At 70.4% G+C, this 15,480-nt stretch carries 14 protein-coding genes; 11 read left to right on the forward strand and 3 right to left on the reverse strand.

Annotated elements, in window-relative coordinates; translation table 11 throughout:
* Positions 1 to 161: 161 nt before the first annotated feature.
* The 10 genes from AB0M92_RS26800 to AB0M92_RS26845 all read left to right on the forward strand — a co-directional run bounded on the left by AB0M92_RS26800 (position 162) and on the right by AB0M92_RS26845 (position 11,433).
* Entirely contained in the window at positions 162 to 989 is an 828-nt protein-coding gene (locus tag AB0M92_RS26800; RefSeq protein WP_366104851.1) for a TetR family transcriptional regulator, read from the forward strand.
* A 408-nt stretch (positions 990 to 1,397) separates the two neighbouring features.
* Positions 1,398 to 2,735: a crotonyl-CoA carboxylase/reductase gene (ccrA, locus tag AB0M92_RS26805; protein ID WP_366104852.1), complete on the forward strand. Its 1,338-nt coding sequence runs from the start codon at positions 1,398 to 1,400 to the stop codon at positions 2,733 to 2,735.
* A 31-nt stretch (positions 2,736 to 2,766) separates the two neighbouring features.
* Positions 2,767 to 4,818: a protein meaA gene (locus tag AB0M92_RS26810; protein WP_366104853.1), complete on the forward strand. Its 2,052-nt coding sequence runs from the start codon at positions 2,767 to 2,769 to the stop codon at positions 4,816 to 4,818.
* Positions 4,815 to 5,789 carry a CoA ester lyase gene (locus tag AB0M92_RS26815; protein WP_366104854.1) on the forward strand — a complete coding sequence of 325 codons (975 nt, stop codon included), beginning with the start codon at positions 4,815 to 4,817 and terminating at the stop codon, positions 5,787 to 5,789. The genes AB0M92_RS26810 and AB0M92_RS26815 overlap by 4 nt, the downstream gene beginning before the upstream one ends.
* A gap of 5 nt (positions 5,790 to 5,794) precedes the next feature.
* Entirely contained in the window at positions 5,795 to 6,307 is a 513-nt protein-coding gene (locus tag AB0M92_RS26820) for a MaoC family dehydratase (RefSeq protein WP_030010163.1), read from the forward strand.
* A gap of 2 nt (positions 6,308 to 6,309) precedes the next feature.
* Positions 6,310 to 7,515 (forward strand): acyl-CoA dehydrogenase family protein, encoded by a 1,206-nt coding sequence (locus AB0M92_RS26825; protein ID WP_048476593.1) that lies wholly within the window; start codon positions 6,310 to 6,312, stop codon positions 7,513 to 7,515.
* Positions 7,516 to 7,701: 186 nt separating this feature from the next.
* Positions 7,702 to 8,358: a phosphatidylserine decarboxylase gene (locus AB0M92_RS26830; protein ID WP_366104855.1), complete on the forward strand. Its 657-nt coding sequence runs from the start codon at positions 7,702 to 7,704 to the stop codon at positions 8,356 to 8,358.
* 34 nt (positions 8,359 to 8,392) lie between these two features.
* Positions 8,393 to 9,217, forward strand: coding sequence for a CDP-diacylglycerol--serine O-phosphatidyltransferase (pssA, locus tag AB0M92_RS26835; RefSeq protein WP_099888801.1), 825 nt, complete (start codon positions 8,393 to 8,395; stop codon positions 9,215 to 9,217).
* A 188-nt stretch (positions 9,218 to 9,405) separates the two neighbouring features.
* Positions 9,406 to 10,887: an AlkA N-terminal domain-containing protein gene (locus tag AB0M92_RS26840; RefSeq protein ID WP_366104856.1), complete on the forward strand. Its 1,482-nt coding sequence runs from the start codon at positions 9,406 to 9,408 to the stop codon at positions 10,885 to 10,887.
* A gap of 15 nt (positions 10,888 to 10,902) precedes the next feature.
* Positions 10,903 to 11,433, forward strand: coding sequence for a methylated-DNA--[protein]-cysteine S-methyltransferase (locus tag AB0M92_RS26845; RefSeq protein ID WP_366104857.1), 531 nt, complete (start codon positions 10,903 to 10,905; stop codon positions 11,431 to 11,433).
* Between the two features lie 7 nt (positions 11,434 to 11,440).
* On the opposite strand, the gene AB0M92_RS26850 is transcribed toward AB0M92_RS26845, so the two are convergent.
* Genes AB0M92_RS26850 through AB0M92_RS26860 form a run of 3 tightly spaced genes read right to left on the reverse strand, consistent with a single transcriptional unit; the run spans position 11,441 to position 14,145 of the window.
* On the reverse strand, positions 11,441 to 11,869 hold the full coding sequence (locus AB0M92_RS26850; RefSeq protein ID WP_366104858.1) for a hypothetical protein: 429 nt from the start codon (positions 11,867 to 11,869) through the stop codon (positions 11,441 to 11,443).
* A 35-nt stretch (positions 11,870 to 11,904) separates the two neighbouring features.
* Entirely contained in the window at positions 11,905 to 12,405 is a 501-nt protein-coding gene (locus tag AB0M92_RS26855) for an NUDIX hydrolase (protein ID WP_366104859.1), read from the reverse strand.
* Positions 12,406 to 12,441: 36 nt separating this feature from the next.
* Entirely contained in the window at positions 12,442 to 14,145 is a 1,704-nt protein-coding gene (locus AB0M92_RS26860) for a BCCT family transporter (protein ID WP_366104860.1), read from the reverse strand.
* Between the two features lie 143 nt (positions 14,146 to 14,288).
* Between AB0M92_RS26860 and AB0M92_RS26865 the strand changes: the two genes are divergently transcribed.
* A complete protein-coding gene (locus AB0M92_RS26865; RefSeq protein WP_366104861.1) occupies positions 14,289 to 15,437 on the forward strand; it encodes a glycerate kinase in 1,149 nt (382 codons plus the stop codon).
* The last annotated feature ends 43 nt before the right edge of the window (positions 15,438 to 15,480 follow it).

The following is a 15,480-nucleotide window of genomic DNA, read 5'->3' on the forward strand; positions in this document are numbered from 1 at the left end:
AGGTGCCCCCAGAGCCGGATGCGTGGGGAGGGCTGCTCGGGTCTGCCGCACCCTCACGGCAGGCCGTACCCTCCGAGCCCAGTGCGGGCCCTCCCCCGCATCCACCCCCGCCCCACCCCCCTCAGGCGCGCGCCCCCGCGCAAATGAAGTACTTTCGCTCTATGTCCCAGCCCGCCAAGTCCTCGCCCCGCGCCGCCACGGCCTCCGACGGTACGGAGAGCACGGCCGGCACCAAGGCGGCCGCGCAGCGGCTCAAGATGCGCCGCGAGCTCGCCGCCGCCGCCATGGAGCTGTTCGCGACCAAGGGGTACGAGGCGACGACGGTCGACGAGATCGCCGCGACGGCGGGGGTGGCGCGCCGGACCTTCTTCCGGCACTTCCGGTCCAAGGAAGAGGCGATCTTCCCGGATCACGACGACACCCTGACCAGGGCCGAGGCGGTTCTGGACGTGGCCCCGGCACACGAGCACCCGCTCGACACGGTGTGCCGCGGGATCAAGGAAGTCATGAAGATGTACGCCGCCTCGCCGGCGGTGTCGGTGGAGCGCTACCGGCTGACCCGCGAGGTGCCGGCGCTGCGGGAGCGGGAGATCGCCTCGGTGGCCCGGTACGAGCGGCTCTTCACCCGCTATCTGCTGGCCCACTTCGACGAGACCGACCACCACGACGGCAACGACGACCCGCTGCTGGCCGAGGTGGCCGCCTCCGCGGTCGTGACGGCCCACAACCACGTGCTGCGGCGCTGGCTGCGGGCCGGGGGCCAGGGGGACGTGGAGGCGCAGCTGGACCACGCCTTCTCGATCGTGCGGAAGACCTTCGGCACCGGCATCGGCGCGGGCCGCACCCTGGGCACCGCTCCGCCCCCGGCCCCGGCCGCGCCGGCGGAGGTCCGCACGCAGGGCGAGGTGCTGGTGGCGGTGGCCCGTACGGACGCCCCGCTCGACGAGGTCATGCGGACCATCGAGGAAGCACTCAGAAACAAGCAGTAGTCGCACACATCACAGTGGCCGCTCCCATTCCGGGGGCGGCCGCTTTTGTTTGTCCGACTTGCCCCTACTCGCGGGTAACACTGATCGATCATCGCTCATCTGCGCAGGTCAATAGGCAAATGAGAGAAAGTTTTGGCACGCGGTGCCTTGCTGAGTGACACGGGGTGCCATACGTTGAATCTCGTCCGGATGTCCCCGCGGTCCACGCCCACTCGGCACGAGCCGCGCCCCGGATGCCTGCGTCACCAGGCCCCGCGCGCACGCCCCACCACGGGCGTCGCGCCAGCACCACAGCTCCGCCGGACCGACGGCACCCGCAGTACCGCAGCACCACCCACACCACACCCGTACCGCGCACCCCGCGTATCCCTCAGCGCACCCTCAACAGCGCTCGCCGGAGGCAACACCGTGAAGGACATCCTCGACGCGATCCAGTCGCAGGCCGCTACGGCCGCCGACTTCGCGGCCCTGCCGCTCCCCGACTCCTACCGTGCGATCACCGTGCACAAGGACGAGGCGGAGATGTTCGCGGGGCTCACCACCCGTGAGAAGGACCCGCGCAAGTCCCTGCACCTCGACCAGGTCCCGGTGCCGGAGCTCGGCCCGGGCGAGGCCCTGGTGGCCGTCATGGCCTCCTCGGTCAACTACAACTCGGTCTGGACGTCGATCTTCGAGCCGGTGTCGACCTTCAGCTTCCTGGAGCGTTACGGCAAGCTGAGCGACCTCAGCAAGCGCCACGACCTCCCGTACCACGTCATCGGCTCCGACCTCGCGGGCGTCGTGCTGCGCACCGGCCCGGGCGTCAACTCCTGGAAGCCGGGCGACGAGGTCGTCGCGCACTGCCTCTCGGTGGAGCTGGAGTCCTCCGACGGCCACAACGACACGATGCTCGACCCCGAGCAGCGCATCTGGGGCTTCGAGACCAACTTCGGCGGCCTCGCCGAGATAGCGCTCGTCAAGTCCAACCAGCTGATGCCCAAGCCCGACCACCTGAGCTGGGAGGAGGCCGCCTCCCCCGGCCTGGTCAACTCCACCGCCTACCGCCAGCTGGTCTCCCGCAACGGCGCCGGCATGAAGCAGGGCGACAACGTCCTGATCTGGGGCGCCAGCGGCGGGCTCGGCTCGTACGCCACCCAGTTCGCGCTGGCCGGCGGCGCCAACCCGATCTGCGTGGTCTCCAGCGAGCAGAAGGCGGACATCTGCCGCTCGATGGGCGCGACGTCGATCATCGACCGCAGCGCCGAGGGCTACAAGTTCTGGAAGGACGAGCACACCCAGGACCCGAAGGAGTGGAAGCGCTTCGGCAAGCGCATCCGCGAGCTGACCGGCGGCGAGGACATCGACATCGTCTTCGAGCACCCCGGCCGGGAGACCTTCGGCGCGAGCGTCTACGTCACGCGCAAGGGCGGCACCATCACCACCTGCGCCTCCACCTCGGGCTACATGCACGAGTACGACAACCGCTACCTGTGGATGTCGCTCAAGCGCATCATCGGCTCGCACTTCGCCAACTACCGCGAGGCGTGGGAGGCCAACCGCCTGATCGCCAAGGGCAAGATCCACCCCACCCTGTCCAAGGTCTACTCCCTGGAGGAGACCGGTCAGGCCGCGTACGACGTCCACCGCAACCTCCACCAGGGCAAGGTCGGCGTCCTGGCGCTGGCCCCCGAGGAGGGCCTGGGCGTGCGCGACCACGAGATGCGCGCGACGCACCTCGACGCGATCAACCGCTTCCGCAACGTCTGAGATCGTTCAAGGGCCAAAGGGACAGCCTGAGATGACAGAGCGCCAGAAAGACCGTCCGTGGCTCATGCGGACGTACGCCGGCCACTCCACGGCCGAGGCGTCCAACGAGCTGTACCGCCGCAACCTCGCCAAGGGCCAGACCGGCCTGTCGGTCGCGTTCGACCTCCCGACGCAGACCGGCTACGACCCCGACCACATCCTCGCCCGCGGCGAGGTGGGCCGGGTCGGGGTCCCGGTCTCCCATCTGGGCGACATGCGGCGGCTGTTCCAGGACATCCCCCTGGAGCAGATGAACACCTCGATGACGATCAACGCCACCGCCATGTGGCTGCTGGCGCTCTACCAGGTGGCCGCCGAGGAGCAGGGCGCGGACATCGCCCAGCTCCAGGGCACCACCCAGAACGACATCGTCAAGGAGTACCTCTCGCGCGGGACGCACGTCTTCCCGCCCGGGCCCTCGCTCCGCCTGACGACGGACATGATCGCGTACACGGTCAACCACATCCCGAAGTGGAACCCGATCAACATCTGCTCGTACCACCTCCAGGAGGCGGGGGCCACCCCGGTCCAGGAGATCTCGTACGCGATGTCGACGGCGATCGCCGTGCTGGACTCGGTGCGCGACTCGGGCCAGGTGCCCGAGGAGCGCTTCGGCGAAGTCGTCGCCCGCATCTCGTTCTTCGTGAACGCGGGCGTCCGCTTCATCGAGGAGATGTGCAAGATGCGCGCCTTCGGCCGCATCTGGGACAAGGTCACCCGCGAGCGCTACGGCATCGAGAACCCCAAGCAGCGCCGCTTCCGGTACGGCGTCCAGGTCAACTCCCTCGGCCTGACCGAGGCGCAGCCGGAGAACAACGTCCAGCGCATCGTGCTGGAGATGCTCGCGGTCACGCTCTCCAAGGACGCCCGGGCCCGCGCCGTGCAGCTGCCCGCCTGGAACGAGGCGCTGGGCCTGCCCCGGCCCTGGGACCAGCAGTGGTCGCTGCGCATCCAGCAGGTCCTGGCGCACGAGAGCGATCTGCTGGAGTACGAGGACATCTTCGCCGGATCCCACGTCATCGAGGCCAAAGTCGACTCCCTGGTCGCCGACTGCCTGGCCGAGATCGACCGGATCCAGGAGATGGGCGGCGCGATGGCCGCCGTCGAGTCCGGGTACCTGAAGGGCGAGCTGGTCTCCTCGCACGCCGAGCGGCGCGCCCGGATCGAGGCCGGCGAGGACAAGATCGTCGGCGTCAACTGCTTCGAGCAGACCGAGGAGAACCCGCTGACGGCCGACCTGGACGGCGCCATCATGACGGTGGACCCGGCCACCGAGGCGCTGACCGTGGAGCGGATCGCCCGCTGGCGGGCCGAGCGGCAGGAGGCCTCGGACCGGCAGGGGAACGGCGACCCGTTCGTCTTCCCGACGGTGATGCAGTCCCTGGACCGGCTGAAGGAGGCCGCCGCCGGGACCGAGAACCTGATGGAGGCCACCCTGGAGTGCGCCCGCGCCGGTGTCACGACCGGCGAGTGGGCGAACGCCCTGCGCGAGGTCTTCGGCGAGTTCCGCGCCCCGACGGGGGTCTCCTCGGCCCCGGTGGCGGTCACCGCCGAGGAGGGCACGCCGATGGCCCTGGTCCGCGAGAAGGTCTCCCGTACCGCCGAGGAGCTGGGCGCGGGCCGGCTGCGCCTGCTGGTCGGCAAGCCGGGTCTGGACGGGCACTCCAACGGCGCCGAGCAGATCGCCGTACGGGCCCGCGACGCCGGGTTCGAGGTGGTCTACCAGGGCATCCGGCTGACGCCCGAGGAGATCTCCTCGGCGGCGCTGGCCGAGGACGTGCACTGCGTGGGACTGTCCATCCTGTCCGGCTCGCACAGCGCGCTCGTGCCGGACGTGCTGGAACGCCTCCGTACGGCGGGGGCGGGTGACATCCCCGTGGTCCTCGGCGGCATCATTCCGAACGCCGATGCCATCGCCCTCAAGGCGGCCGGAGTGGCTGCCGTCTTCACACCCAAGGACTTCGGTATCACGGAGATCATCGGCCGTATCGTCGACGAGATCCGGAAAGCGAACAAGCTCGACCCTCTGGAGGTCCCCGCATGACCACGCCCTCTTCGCCCGTGAACCGGCTGCGTCCGCGCCGCTCCTGCCTCGCGGTGCCGGGTTCGAACCCGCGCTTCCTGGAGAAGGCCCAGGGACTGCCGGCCGACCAGGTCTTCCTCGACCTGGAGGACGCCTGCGCCCCGCTCGCCAAGGAAGGCGCCCGCCACACGATCGTGGACGCGCTGAACAACGGCGACTGGACCGGCAAGACCCGGGTCGTGCGCGTCAACGACTGGACCACGCACTGGACGTACCGCGACGTCATCACGGTCGTGGAGGGCGCGGGCCAGAACCTCGACTGCATCATGCTGCCGAAGGTCCAGGACGCCCAGCAGGTCGTGGCGCTGGACCTGCTGCTGACGCAGATCGAGAAGACGATGGGCTTCGAGGTCGGCAAGATCGGCATCGAGGCGCAGATCGAGAACGCCAAGGGCCTGGTCAACGTCGACGCGATCGCCGCCGCCTCGCCGCGCCTGGAGACCATCATCTTCGGCCCGGCCGACTTCATGGCCTCGATCAACATGAAGTCGCTGGTCGTGGGCATGCAGCCGCCCGGTTACCCGGCGGACGCGTACCACTACATCCTGATGCGGATCCTGATGGCGGCCCGCATGCACGACCTCCAGGCGATCGACGGCCCCTTCCTGCAGATCCGCGACGTGGACGCCTACCGCGAGGTGGCCGGCCGGGCGGCGGCGCTGGGCTTCGACGGCAAGTGGGTGCTGCACCCGGGCCAGGTCGACGCGGCCAACGAGGTCTTCTCCCCCTCCCAGGAGGACTACGACCACTCCGAGCTGATCCTCGACGCGTACGACTGGTGCACCTCCGAGGCCGGCGGCAAGAAGGGCTCGGCCATGCTCGGCGACGAGATGATCGACGAGGCCAGCCGCAAGATGGCCCTGGTCATCGCGGGCAAGGGCCGCGCGGCGGGCATGCAGCGCACCACCAAGTTCGAGATCCCGGAGGCCTGAGCACGATGCAGTTCGGACGCACGTACGAGGAGTTCGAGGTCGGCGCGGTCTACAAGCACTGGCCCGGGAAGACGGTCACGGAGTACGACGACCACCTCTTCTGTCTGCTGACCATGAATCACCACCCGCTCCACATGGACAGCAATTACGCCGAGAACACGACCGACTTCGGCAAGAACGTGGTCGTGGGCAACTACATCTACTCGCTGCTGCTCGGCATGTCCGTGCCGGACGTCTCCGGGAAGGCCATCGCCAACCTGGAGATCGAGTCGCTGCGGCACGTGGCGCCGACCTTCCACGGCGACACCATCTACGGCGAGACCACGGTCCTCGACAAGACCCCGTCGAAGTCGAAGAACGACCGCGGGATCGTCTACGTGGAGACCAAGGGTTACAAGCAGGACGGCACCCTCGTCTGCGTCTTCCGGCGCAAGGTGATGGTCCCGACCGAGACGTACATCAAGGAGCGCGGCGGCGAGCAGCCCGGCCGCCCCACGCTGAAGGAACAGGGGAAGTAGCCATGGCCCGACTCGCCCAGACCGCCGGGCTGACCGACGTCCAGCGGGAGATCCTCAAGACCGTCCGGGAGTTCGTCGACAAGGAGATCATCCCGGTCGCGACCGAGCTCGAACACCGTGACGAGTACCCGCAGCAGATCGTCGACGGCCTCAAGGAGCTCGGCCTCTTCGGCCTGATGATCCCGGAGGAGTACGGCGGCCTGGGTGAGTCCCTCCTCACCTACGCCCTGTGCGTGGAGGAGATAGCGCGGGGCTGGATGTCCGTCTCGGGCATCATCAACACCCACTTCATCGTGGCGTACATGCTCAAGCAGCACGGCACCCAGGAGCAGAAGGACCACTTCCTGCCCCGCATGGCGCTGGGCGAGGTGCGCGGCGCGTTCTCGATGTCCGAGCCGGGGCTGGGCTCCGACGTGTCGGCCATCACGTCGAAGGCGGTGAAGGACGGCGAGGAGTACGTCCTGAACGGCCAGAAGATGTGGCTGACGAACGGCGGCTCCTCGACCCTGGTGGCCGTTCTGGTCCGCAGTGACGAAGGACACCCCGAGGGCACGGCGCCCCACAAGTCGATGACGACCTTCCTCGTCGAGAAGGAGCCGGGCTTCGGTGAGGTCCGTCCGGGCCTGACGATCCCGGGCAAGATCGACAAGATGGGCTACAAGGGCGTCGACACGACCGAGCTGATCATGGACGGACTGCGCATTCCGGCCAATCGGGTCCTCGGAGGCCAGACGGGCCGAGGGTTTTACCAAATGATGGACGGGGTCGAGGTCGGCCGCGTCAACGTGGCGGCGCGTGGCTGCGGAGTCGCTCAGCGTGCGTTCGAGCTGGGTGTCTCGTATGCCCAGCAACGTCACACTTTCGGCAAGGCGATCGCGGAGCACCAGGCCATCCAGTTCAAGCTGGCCGAGATGGCTACCAAGGTCGAGGCCGCCCATGCGATGATGGTCAATGCAGCACGCAAAAAGGACTCCGGGGAACGAAACGACCTGGAGGCAGGGATGGCGAAGTACCTCGCCTCCGAATACTGCAAGGAGGTAGTCGAGGACGCCTTCCGTATCCATGGCGGCTACGGGTTCTCGAAGGAGTACGAGATCGAGCGCCTCTACCGGGAGGCGCCGATGCTGCTGATCGGTGAAGGTACGGCCGAGATCCAGAAAATGATCATCGGTCGGCGCCTGCTTGAGGAGTACCGACTGCAGGGCTGAAAGTCCCTTTTGCGGCGGATCCTCCATGGGTTCGTCGCAAAAGAATCACTGGCAGTCACTGGCTGGCGGCCATCGACTCGGCTTCTGGCTTGCCCAGTTGTTGCGTGCAACCGATAGCATTCCAGTAAAGCCGCCGTCCCGTCCCCCTGTTTGCGGCGCGGCAATCACCCGCTACGAAGGTCATCCATGCCCCACAGCCAAACCTCTGCACCTCGCGTCGGCATCCTGAACGGACGTCTCGCACGCGGAGCATCGCCGTGGCTTCTGCCGACCGTCGCCACCGCTGCGCTCAGCCTCGCCCGGGCCCGCAAGTCCGGCCGCTGGGCCGCGGTGGCCGTGCCCACCACCGCTCTCGCGGCGGGCATGCTGTGGTTCTTCCGCGACCCCGAGCGTGAGATCACGCAGGGCCGGGTCATCTCGCCCGCCGACGGCGTGGTGCAGAGCATCATGCCGTGGAAGGACGGGCGGACCCGGGTCGCGATCTTCATGAGCCCGCTGAACGTCCACGTCAACCGCGCGCCCCTCGCGGGCACGGTGACGTCCGTGGAGCACGTCCCGGGCGGGTTCGTCCCGGCGTTCAACAAGGAGAGCGAGAACAACGAGCGCGTTGTCTGGCACTTCGACACCGAGCTCGGCGACATCGAGATGGTGCAGATCGCCGGCGCCGTCGCACGCCGCATCGTCCCGTACCTGCCGGCCGGCACCAAGGTGGAGCAGGGCGAACGCATCGGTCTGATCCGATTCGGCTCCCGCGTCGACATCTACCTCCCCGAGGGTGTCGAGGTCGCGGTCGAGGTCGGACAGGCCACCACCGCGGGGGTGACCCGAATTGACCGTGACTGACCCTGAGACTCCCACCACACCGTCGGGCGGCTGGGTGCCCGAGGCCGCGGAGGAGGAGTCCGCCGAGGACGACATGCCGCTCTCGCTGCGGCTGTCGATAGCGGACACCCTCACCCTCGGCAACGCGACGTGCGGATTCATGGCGGTGTACTTCACCACCACCGGGATCCTCATCCCGCACCTCACCGGCAGCGGCGAGTCGGGCATGGCCCGCAACAGCGCCGCGACCGCGGTGATACTGATGCTGCTCGCGGCGGTCTTCGACCTCTTCGACGGCATCGTGGCCCGCAAGCTGCGCAGCTCGCCGATGGGCGCGGAGCTGGACAACCTGTCCGACCTGATCAGCTTCGGCCTGGCTCCCGCGTACTTCGTGCTCGTGTACGGCATGGTCGCCGACGACGCGGTGCAGAAGATGTCGGCTCTGGCCGCGATCGTGGTGCTGCTGGCCGTGGTGCTCAGACTCGCGAGATTCAGCTGCGTGACCATGAAGGACGGCATGTTCCAGGGCATGCCGAGCCCCTTCGGCGCGCTCACGGTCGTCTCGATCGTGCTGCTGGAGCTGCCGTTCATCCCGACGCTGCTGGCGATCATCGGGGTGGCCTGGCTGATGGTGAGCCGGGTCGAGTACCCCAAGCCGCGGGGTGTCCTCGCGGTGGCGATGCTCAGCTGGATCATCGGGGCCATGGGCCTGCTGGCGGCTTGGGCGTTCGACGCCCCGGGCGGCCAGCTGCTGCTCCAGGCGGGCTGCGCCCTGCAGATCGCCCTCGCGGCCACCATCCCGCTGTTCGCGACGACCCGTCGCGCGAACACCTTCCGCCACAACCGCCGCGAGGCGCGAGCGGCGTCGCAGCTCCCGTAACACTGTTTCCGAAGGGCCCCCGGTGCCATGAGGCACCGGGGGCCCTTTCGCGTGCACGGGGGCTGCGCGCGGGGCGGGGCCCCCGGCACCGGCCACCCCGACGGCCGCCCGCCCGCCGCCCCCGGAGGGCTAGGCTTGATGTCGGAAAACCGCCAGCCGCGCCAGGGGCCGACCGGGATGCTGGAGCCATGTACACCGACACCGACCGCTGTGTGAGGGCCGTCCAGTCGAAGGACGCCCGCTTCGACGGATGGTTCTTCACCGCCGTGCGGACGACCGGGATCTACTGCCGGCCCAGCTGCCCCGCGGTGCCGCCCAAGGTCGAGAACATGAGCTTCCTGCCCAGTGCCGCCGCCTGCCAGCAGGCCGGGTTCCGGGCCTGCAAGCGCTGCCGGCCCGACACCTCCCCCGGCTCCCCCGAGTGGAACGCCCGCGCCGACGCCGTCGCCCGGGCCATGCGGCTCATCCAGGACGGCGTCGTGGACCGCGAGGGCGTGCCGGGGCTCGCGGCGCGGCTGGGGTACTCCACCCGCCAGGTGGAGCGCCAGCTGAACGCCGAGCTCGGCGCCGGGCCCCTCGCCCTCGCCCGGGCGCAGCGCGCCCAGACCGCCCGGCTGCTGATCGAGACCTCCGCTCTGCCCATGGGCGACGTCGCCTTCGCCGCCGGGTTCTCCTCGATCAGGACCTTCAACGAGACCGTCCGCGAGGTCTTCGCCCTCGCCCCGGGCGAGCTGCGCCTGCGCGCCGAGAAGGCCAACCGGCACGTTCCGAGGGTGCCCGGGACGATAAGCCTGCGCCTGCCCTACCGGGCCCCGCTCAACCCCGACAACCTCTTCGGCCACCTCGCCGCGACCGCCGTCCCCGGCGTCGAGGAGTGGCGGGCCGGCGCGTACCGCCGGACGCTGCGGCTGCCGTACGGCACCGGGGTCGTCGCGCTCAGCCCGCAGCCCGACCACATCGGCTGCCAGCTGGCCCTCACCGACTTGCGCGACCTGACCATCGCCATCAGCCGCTGCCGGTGGATGCTCGACCTCGACGCCGATCCCGAGGCGGTCGACGAGCAGCTGCGGACCGATCCCCTGCTGGCCCCCCTCGTGGACAAGGCCCCCGGGCGCCGGGTGCCGCGCACCGTCGACGCGGCGGAGTTCGCCGTACGGGCCGTGCTCGGCCAGCAGGTGTCCACCGCGGCGGCCCGTACGCACGCGGCCCGGCTGGTCACCGCGTACGGGGAGCCGGTGGCCGACCCCGATCCCGAGGGCGGGCTGACCCACCTGTTCCCCTCGCCGCAGGCGCTGGCCGCCCTGGATCCGCAGTCCCTGGCCCTCCCGGCGAGCCGGCGCACCACTTTGACCACCCTCGTCGGCGTGCTGGCCGACGGCTCGCTCCCGCTCGGCATCGACAGCGACTGGGAGGCCGCCCGCGCGCGGCTGAACGAGCTGCCCGGGTTCGGCCCGTGGACCACCGAGGTGATCGCGATGCGGGCGCTGGGGGATCCCGACGCCTTCCTGCCGACCGACCTCGGGGTCCGGCGGGCCGCCAGGGAGCTCGGCCTGCCGTCCACCCCCGTGGCGCTCACCGCCCGGGCGGCCGGCTGGCGGCCCTGGCGCGCGTACGCCGTGCAGTACCTGTGGGCCACCGACGCCCACCCCATCAACCACCTGCCCGTCTGAGGAGTGCATTCCGTCATGAGCACCATGAGCACCATGAGCGCCAAGCAGCACAGCATCGTCGACAGCCCCTACGGTCCGCTCACCCTCGTCGCCACCGACGGCGTCCTCAGCGGCCTGTACATGACCGCGCAGCGGCACCGCCCGGCCGAGGAGTCCTTCGGGGAGCGGGTCGCCGCGACCGAGGAGCCGTTCCCCGAGGTGGTGCGGCAGCTGGCCGCGTACTTCGCCGGGGAGCTCACCGCGTTCGACGTGCCCCTCAGGCTGGAGGGCACCGCGTTCCAGCGCAGCGTGTGGGACCAGCTCGTACGGATCCCGTACGGCCGGACCTGGTCGTACGGGGAGCTCGCGGCGAAGCTCGGCAAGCCGAACGCCTCGCGCGCGGTGGGTCTGGCCAACGGGAAGAACCCGGTCGGCATCATCGTCCCGTGCCACCGGGTGATCGGTGCCTCGGGCAGCATGACCGGCTACGGCGGGGGCGTCGAGCGCAAGGTGCGGCTGCTGGCCTTCGAGGCCGGCGAGGCCGAGGCCGGCGAGGCCGCGCTCTAGCCGTGGATCAGACCAGCACCAGGGGGACGAGCAGGGCGAAGGCGGCCCCGGCCTCCACCGCGTAGGCGTACAGGGAGGGGTGCTGGACGGGGGCGGCGAGCAGGACCACGCTGTGCTGGGCGTCGGCCGCCGCCACCCAGTCGGCGTCTGCGCCGAGGTTGCCCTGGTACCAGCCCTCGCAGGCGCCGGGGCCGGTGACCGCGAGGAGGTCGTCCTCGCGGCGGTAGAACGCCTGCCAGCCGGCGGCGGGGACCGACCAGCCCTCGAAGTCCGTGAACGAGGCCCAGCCGCCCTCGCGTATCGCGGTGTCGAACAGCCACACCGGCGTCCCCCCGGGGGTGACCTCGCCGCCCTCCTGCTGCTCGGTGGTGAAGTGGACCATGGGCAGTGCGTCGGGTCCGTCGGCGGTGCTGGGCCAGGCGTACATCGTGATCATCAGAGGATTCTGTCCTGCTTCGAGTAGGCCCGGTGTCACGAGGAGACCGGGCGGCTGCCGTTCTCCAGCTCAGCGGTGCCCTCGCCGGATTCCAGGACCCGGTAGGCCTCCCGGGTGCGGCGGCCGAGCGATCCGGGGAGGTACGCGGTGAGTTCGGCGGGCTCGACCAGCCGCCAGGAGAGCAGTTCCTCCTCCTGGAGCCTGATCGAGGCGAGTTGCGCCGCGTCGAGCACGCCGCCGTCGTAGAGGTAGGCGACCAGCGGCGGCCGGCCCTCGCCGAGCGTCCAGTCGACGGCGAGCAGCCGGCCGAGCGGCAGGTCCAGGCCGATCTCCTCGGCGCTCTCGCGCCGGGCGGCCGTCCGCGGGGACTCGCCGAGGTCCGATTCGATGGTGCCGCCCGGAAGGGCCCAGCCCTCGCGGTAGTTGGGCTCGACGAGCAGCACCCGTCCGTCGGCGTCCCGGTAGAGGGCGGCCGCGCCGGCCAGCACCCGGGGCAGGCTCGCGATGTACGTGGCGTAGTCATCGGTGGTGGTCACGCCGCCAACCCTACCCAGCCGCCCCACCGGGCGGGATCACGCCTCCGGGGTGTTCGGCGGGGGCGGGTCCGCACGGTCGCGGCGGGCGGAGTCGGCCAGGCGGCGCAGGCGCGGGTGGCGGGCCGGGCCCGCCTCGGTGACGGCGTCGCCGACCATCGCCTTGACCGCGTCCCGCATGCCGTGCAGGGCGTGGTGGCGGGCGGGGCCGGCGCCGGGGTCCTCGCGGAGTTCCTTCACCAGGGCCCAGCAGAGCAGCAGCATGACGAGCACGAAGGGCAGCGCGACCAGGATGGTGGCGGTCTGGAGGGACTTGAGGCCGCCCGCGACCAGCAGGACGGCCGCCACCGCCGCCATGAGCACGCCCCAGGTGACGACGAGCCAGGTGGGCGGGTTGAGCGAGCCGCGGCTGGTGAGCGAGCCCATCACGAGGGAGGCGGAGTCGGCGCTGGTGACGAAGTACGTCATGACCAGGACCATGGCCGCGTACGAGGTGACGGTGCCCAGCGGGAGCGCGTCCAGCATGGCGAACAGGGAGGCCTCGGCACCGTCCTTGACCTTGACGGCGAGGTCGGCCGCGCCGGTGGAGTCGAGGCGGATCGCAGTGCCGCCCATCACGCAAAACCAGACCACCGTGGCGCCGCTGGGCACGAGCAGGACGCCGATCAGGAACTCGCGGATGGTGCGGCCGTGCGAGATGCGGGCGATGAACGTACCGACGAACGGCGCCCAGGACAGCCACCACGCCCAGTAGAAGATCGTCCACGTGCCGAGCCAGGCGCTGTCGGTGAAGGCACCGGTGCGGGTGGCCATCGGGAGCAGTTCGTGCAGGTAGCTGCCGACGCTGGCGGGAATCACGTCGAGGACGTAGACGGTCGGACCGAGGATGAAGACGAAGAGCATCAGGGCGGCGGCGAGCACGAGGTTGATCGTGCTCAGCCATTTCACGCCCTTGTGCAGGCCGGAGAAGGCGGAGAGCACGAACGCGGCGGAGAGCGAGGCGATGATGATCAGCTCGACGCCGGTGGAGTCCTCGACCCCGGTCGTGATGTGGAGCCCTTCGGCGACCTGGAGCGCGCCGAGGCCGAGGCTGGTCGCCGTGCCGAAGACGGTGGCGAAGACGGCGAGCAGGTCGATGGCCTTGCCGGGCCGGCCGTTGGCGCGCGCCTCCCCGATCAGCGGGACGAAGGCGGCGCTGAGGCGGTTGCCGCGGCGCTTGCGGAAGGTGGCGTAGGCGAGCGCCAGACCGGAGATGCCGTAGATCGCCCACGGGGTCAGCGTCCAGTGGAAGAAGGAGTAGTCGAGGGCGGCCTGGGCGGCCGCCCCGGTGCCGGGAGCGGCCCCGGAGGCGGGCGGCGGGTTCAGGAAGTGGGTGAGCGGCTCGCCGACCCCGTAGAACATCAGGCCGATGCCCATGCCCGCGCTGAACATCATCGCGATCCACGCGAGGTTGGTGAACTCGGGCTCGGACTCGTCGGCGCCGAGCCGGATCCGGCCGAAGCGGCTGATCGCGAGGACGACGCACATGACGAGGAAGACGTCTGCGGCGATCACGAACAGCCAGGCGAAATTGGCCAGGACCCAGGCCAGCGCGGTGCTCGACGCCGTGTCGAAGGACTGTTTGCCGAGGGCCGCCCAGGCGACGACGGCCAGCACGGCGATCACCCCGATGGTGACCACGGCACGGTCCGGTTCGGGCTCCGGGCCCTGCGGACGGGCGTCATCCAGTGATTCCGCGCTCATGCGGCCACACTATGCAGGCGTATATCCCTATTTAGGCGGATGGCGCGCCGCCTGTGACCCAGGCCACCCATGGGCATAGGAGGATCCTCCGGATAGGCTCATGGAGGCGCGACTGCACTGTTCGATAGCAAGGGATTAGCAAGGTGACGGACGGAGCAGTAACTGAGACCGCGCGCGTGCTCATCGCCGCGGACAAATTCAAGGGCTCGCTCACGGCCGTTCAGGTCGCGGAGCGGGTGACGGCCGGCCTTCGCAGGGCCGTACCGGGCGTGGAGATCGAGACCCTCCCCGTCGCGGACGGCGGCGACGGCACGGTCGCGGCCGCCGTGGCGGCCGGGTTCGAGCGCCGGGAGGTACGGGTCACCGGACCGCTCGGCGAGCAGGTCACGGCCGCTTTCGCGCTGCGCGCGGGCACCGCCGTGGTCGAGATGGCCGAGGCCTCGGGGCTTCAGCTGCTGCCGGCGGGTGTCTTCGCCCCGCTGACGGCGACCACGTACGGCTCGGGCGAGCTGCTGAAGGCCGCGCTGGACGCCGGCGCGCGCTCGATCGTCTTCGGCGTGGGCGGCAGCGCCACCACCGACGGCGGCGCGGGGATGCTGGCCGCGCTGGGCGCCGTGTTCCTGGACGCGAACGGTGAACCGGTCGGTCCGGGCGGCGGCGCGCTCGCCGGGCTGGCGTCCGCGGACCTGTCCGGGATCGACCCGCGCTTCGCGGACGTCGACTTCGTCCTGGCGAGCGACGTGGACAACCCGCTGACGGGCCCGAAGGGCGCGCCCGCGGTCTACGGCCCGCAGAAGGGGGCCACGCCCGAGGACGTGGCGGCGCTGGACGCGGCGCTGGCGCACTTCGCGGTGGTGCTGGAGAAGTCGATCGGCGAGAAGGCCGGCCGGCTGGCCGCCGCCCCGGGTGCGGGCGGCGCGGGCGGCATCGGGTACGGGGCGCTGCTGCTCGGTGCCTCGTTCCGGCCCGGTATCGAGCTGATGCTGGAGGTGCTGGGCTTCGCGCCCGCGCTGGAGCGGGCCACGCTGGTGATCACCGGTGAGGGCTCGCTGGACGAGCAGACCCTGCACGGCAAGGCTCCGGCCGGTGTCGCGGCGGCGGCGCGCGCGGCGGGCAAGCCGGTCGTGGCGGTCTGCGGCCGTCTGCTGCTGGGCCAAGAGGCCCTGGAGGCGGCGGGCATCCGCAAGGCGTACCCGCTGACGGACCTGGAGCCCGACCCGGCCAAGTCCATCCCGAACGCGGGTCCCCTGCTGGAGCTGGTGGCGGCGAACATCGCCGCCGAGGTGCTCTGACCTCAAAACGGCCGTACGAGGCCCGGCGCCCCCGAGCGGGGTG

The organism is Streptomyces sp. NPDC051582 (assembly GCF_040681715.1).
Classification (GTDB): Bacteria; Actinomycetota; Actinomycetes; order Streptomycetales; family Streptomycetaceae; genus Streptomyces.